The 4,707-nt window shown below is 70.6% G+C and carries 4 protein-coding genes; all 4 read left to right on the top strand.

All coding sequences use genetic code 11. From position 1 onward, the window contains the following. On the top strand, positions 1–221 hold a 221-nt coding region (locus G6R25_RS21700; RefSeq protein ID WP_205447332.1), incomplete at its 5' end, for a hypothetical protein. A 626-nt stretch (positions 222–847) separates the two neighbouring features. Further along, positions 848–1,075 (top strand): hypothetical protein, encoded by a 228-nt coding sequence (locus G6R25_RS30960; protein ID WP_161983181.1) that lies wholly within the window; start codon positions 848–850, stop codon positions 1,073–1,075. Between the two features lie 317 nt (positions 1,076–1,392). Continuing rightward, positions 1,393–2,244, top strand: a complete 852-nt coding sequence (locus G6R25_RS21690; protein WP_163554380.1) for a DUF72 domain-containing protein — start codon at positions 1,393–1,395, stop codon at positions 2,242–2,244. A 639-nt stretch (positions 2,245–2,883) separates the two neighbouring features. Continuing rightward, the coding region (locus G6R25_RS21685; RefSeq protein WP_235949407.1) for a DEAD/DEAH box helicase at positions 2,884–4,707 on the top strand (1,824 nt) is incomplete at its 3' end.

The raw sequence follows: 4,707 nt of genomic DNA, 5'->3' as shown, positions 1-4,707 counted from the left end.
TCACAAATCGACGCCGAGAATGGCTCAATCAGAAGTACCTGGCGGACAAGGCGAGCTCCTCCGGAACCCTGCTCACTGTCATGGAACTGGTAGTGCCGATCGTGCTCGTCGTCCTCGGTGTGGTGCTCGTCGTGATCGCCGTCCTGCGGCGGCGCAGGCCCACGCCGTCGGTGCCGTCGTTCGTGACGACCAGCAAGCCCGAGCCGCAGCCCGAACGGTAGACAGCCGAACGGTATAACGGTATGGGAGATCGATCCGGGTTGCCCTGCCGTTGAGCGAGGCGCCGGACACAGACGTCGGTTCGGCGGCCGTCTCGCCCTGGACCTGACCGGCGGCGGACCCGGCCGACCGCCGCGGGGCTCGTGTCGGTGCGGTGGCCGGGACGGACCAGCGCACTGCCGCGCCTGATTTCGTCCAGAAATGCCGTGACGACGGGTACTGTGCCCTCTACGTCGGCTCGACGATAGTGCGGATGCTCATGGTACTGACCGGACTACAATCCAGTGGCGTGCCCAGCACTGTTCGTCGCGAGGCGCTGAAACTGTCCCAGGATTTGGCCGACCGATCGGGATACTCATCGACCTCGGCTGACCACGACGCGTGGCTGTTTATCTACTGTCCCGTGTTTGGCTCGGGGCAGCTGTTGCGGGGCATGCTGGTGGCGATCGAGCCCCCCCCTCACTCGATTGCGTCGCATCGAAACAGCCCTCCCACTCAGGTAGCCACCCGGCTCACCCGGACCCGACGTCTCCTGCCACCCGACCCGGTGGGCTCGCCTTTGCCTCGGCAGACACCGTCCCGGCGGACCCCGTCAGCCGCGACGACCGGTTCGCACGGGCTCGGGGCGATGCCCGTCGACTCGCTGCCGACGGCGGGCGAGGAGAACATCCGCGAGGGCGTCCGCGCGTTCCATGTCGTCGAGGATGGCCCGAAAGCGTCCATCAACCGCGAGGATGGCGGCGAGCAGCTCTGCGGACAGTCTCATCCGCACTGCCACGCGGGCCACGCTCGGCGGCAGGTGGGAGGAGGCCTGCCGTGGCTGCGGGCGACAATCGTCACGATCGGCCGCCTGTGACGGAATCTGGCCGTCCGGCATGACGTGGCCCTCAGGGGTGATGCGATGGCGTGGCCGGACTCCGGAGAGATCGAACATACATTCGATTATGGTGAGGCTAGATCGTTCTGTCAAGCGTCGGGCGCCCTCACCCTCGGGTGCACACGATCGCCAATGTCCCACGGATCCGCCTGCCCCGTGGACCGGCCGCGCTGGCGGTCAAGGCGAACTCGGCGCTCCGAATACAGTGCAGCCCGGGGGCCGCGACCTGGTGGGCGAACTCGGCCCCGGCTGCCCCAGATGGCCCCGGATGTGGTCGGCGACGGAGGGAGTGGGTCATGCGTCTGCACGTGGGATGCGCGATGTGGACGCACAAGTCGTGGCAAGGGCGTTTCCTCGCGCATCCGCTCCCGGCGCACGAACGGCTGCGGCACTATGCGGGCTGGTGCAACGCGGTCGAAGGGAACACGACGTTCTACGCGACTCCGGCTCAGGACACCGTGGCCTCCTGGGCGCAGCAGACCGCTTCCGACTTCCGGTTCGTACTCAAGCTGCCGAAGGTCATCACGCACGAACGCCGGCTTACCGACGTCGACGAGGCCCTGCACGCCTTCCTGACGGCGATCGAGCCGCTCGGTCCGCGGACCCACGCCCTCTGGATACAGCTCCCAGGAACCTTCGCCCCCGCCGACGTCCCCGCGTTAGCCCGTTTTCTGGGCCGGCTCCCCGGGTCCCACCGGTACGCCGTCGAGGTCCGCCACCCCGCGTTCTTCGACGACCCTCGTGCGACGCGGATGCTTGAAGCGGCACTCGCCGTCGCGGCGGCCGAATGGATTCCCTTCGACACCACCGCCTTCTTCCAGAGCCCGCCGACCAGCGACGCCGAACGAGACGCCTGGACCAAGAAGCCGCGCGTGCCGCTGCGATCGGTCGCTTTGACCGACCGGCCCATCGTCCGCTACCTCGGCCGCGACGCCTGCGCGCGGACGGTCGAAGGCTGGCAGCGCTGGATCGACATCACCGTCGGGTGGCTGCGCGAGGGCCGCTCCCCCACCATCTTCATCCACACACCGGACAACGCCGACGCGCCGGAACTCGCCCGCCGCTTCCATGACGACGTGCGGGCGCTCCTGCCCGAACTGGAGCCCCTGCCGCAGCCGATGCCGGCCGAGCCACTGACCCTCTTCTGACGCGGGGCCGGGCAGCCACGAGGCCGTCGGCTGGTCGCGCGACGGTCCCGGGATCCGTGCGGCAGGTCGCAGCGCCCACGGCGACGGCGAGCAGGGCGTTCAGGGCCGGCACCTGCTCTCCCACCCGTCCGGCGTCTCCGGGCTGAACCAGCCGACCACGGTCGAGGACCTTGACGACACACGGCTGACCGCCGCGCCTGGCTGCCCAGGCGCCGTGATGGACGCCGGGTACGGCCTCGGGTTACCTACCTGTTCCGTCTCGGCCGCATCGTCGGCGAGCTCGGCCGCATCGTCGACGGCCGGTTTCTGACCCACAAGCCGAGGCCGGTTCCCGGCCGGCCCTCGTACGCTCGCGGATGCAACACCCGAGACGGGGGCCTCCTGGAACAGGAACGCGACCGCATGACCGAGCGTATTCACTTCCTGGCCCACGATCGGGATGCCCCCGCCGACTACCTCGCCGCGGTCCGAAGCAGCAAGCCGGGCCCCGGCGGCGCCGGCCGGATGAACTCGGCGGTCGGTCGAGGCGCAGGCAGGGGCTGCGACAACGCGAGCGAGGAGCGACTACCGTCGAACCCAGGCCCCCGCTTGGCACCAGGGCCGATGCCCGGACGGACCGGGCGCTGTAGGGGGATGCGGATGAACTCGACCACTGGATCTGACCACGCAACGGAGCTGGCCGACGCCGGGAACCCTGACCAGGTGGGTAACCCGGACGACGCCGGGAATCTTGCCGAGGTGAGGAACCCGGACCCGGACCAGGCCGCAGTCGTGGCGGCTGACGTGGCCGCCGAGGTGACCGCTGACGTGGCCGGCTTCGCCGAGCTGGCGCTGCGGCCCGCGCTGTTGCGCAGCCTCGCCGCCCTCGGATACGAGGAGCCGACGCCGATCCAGCGGGAGGCCGTTCCACCCCTGCTCGCGGGTCGTGACCTGCTCGGCCAGGCGGCGACCGGCACCGGGAAGACGGCCGCGTTCGCGCTCCCCCTGTTGCACCGCCTGACGGACGACCGCGACGGCGGCCATGGCCCACAGGCCCTCGTCCTCGTCCCGACCCGGGAACTCGCCGTCCAGGTGTCCGAGGCGATCCACCGGTATGGTCGGGATCTTGGCGCCCGGGTCCTGCCGGTGTATGGCGGGGCTCCGATCGGCCGGCAGGTACGCGCGTTGGTGCAGGGGATCGACGTGGTGGTCGCCACACCTGGACGCGCGCTCGATCACATGGGTCGCGGGACGCTGCGCCTCGACCACCTTCACACCGTCGTCCTGGACGAGGCTGACGAGATGCTCGACATGGGCTTCGCCGAGGACATCGAGGCGATCCTGGAGCAGGCCCCGCCGGGCCGCCAGACCGTGCTGTTCTCGGCCACGTTACCGCCACGCATGAACGAGATCGCCCGCCGCCACCTGCGCGATCCGGTCCGCATCCAGATCGGCCGCGCGGCGCCGGAGCCGGGCGCGGCGCCGCTCGTCCGGCAGGTCTCCTACGTCGTCCCACGGGCGTACAAGACGGCGGCGCTGGGCCGCATCCTCGACGTCGAGGCACCCCGGTCGGCGATCGTGTTCTGCCGCACCCGGGAGGAGGTCGACCAGCTCGCCGACTCGCTCAACGGCCGCGGCTACCGGGCCGAGTCGCTGCACGGCGGGATGAGCCAGGAGCAGCGGGAACGCGTGATGGAGCGCCTGCGCACAGGAACGGCCGACCTACTCGTCGCGACCGACGTCGCCGCCCGCGGCCTGGACTTCGAGCAGCTCACGCACGTGGTGAACTACAGCGTCCCGTCGGCGCCCGACTCCTACGTCCACCGGATCGGCCGGGTCGGGCGGGCCGGCCGCGAGGGGGTGGCCATCACCCTGGCGGAGCCGCGCGAGCACCGGATGCTCAAGACGATCGAGCGGGTCACCCGGCAGCGGATCGCCGTCGAGAAGGTGCCCACCGTCGCCGATCTACACGCCCGACGGCTGGAGCTGACCCGTGCGGCGCTGCAGGAGAGCCTGCTCGAGGACGACCTGGAGCGGTTCCGGGTCGTCGTCGAAACGCTCACCGACGAGTTCGATCCCATGGAGATCGCGCTCGCCGCGGTGAAGCTCGCCCACGACGCCAGCCACGTGCCGGACGGCGACGACGACATCCCCGACCTACCGCCCACGACCGACGGGCGCGGCGAACGGGCCGGGCGCGACAACGCCGGCCGCCGCGACCGGCGGCCACGGCCAACGAGCGGTGGCATGGCCCGGTTGTTCGTCGGCGCGGGCCGCGGCGCCGGCGTCCGGCCGCAGGACCTCGTCGGCGCGATCACCGGGGAGACCCAGTTGTCGGGCCGTGACATCGGCGCCATCGAGATCTCTCAACGATTCTCGCTCGTCGAGGTTCCCGACGGCGCCGCCGACGAGGTCATCGCGTCGCTGCGGGGAACCACCATCAAGGGCCGTCGGGTCGCCATCCGCCGCGAGCGCCAGGACAGT

The sequence above is a fragment of the Candidatus Frankia alpina genome, assembly GCF_902806485.1.
In the GTDB taxonomy this organism is placed as follows: Bacteria; Actinomycetota; Actinomycetes; order Frankiales; family Frankiaceae; genus Frankia; species Frankia alpina.
This window is presented reverse-complemented; position numbering and strand designations above follow the sequence as displayed.

Excerpts from the sequence above, each read along its gene's own strand:
- G6R25_RS21690 (WP_163554380.1), top strand. The coding sequence starts at position 1,393 with ATGCGTCTGCACGTGGGATGCGCGATGTGGACGCACAAGTCGTGGCAA.
- G6R25_RS30960 (WP_161983181.1), top strand. The coding sequence starts at position 848 with ATGCCCGTCGACTCGCTGCCGACGGCGGGCGAGGAGAACATCCGCGAG.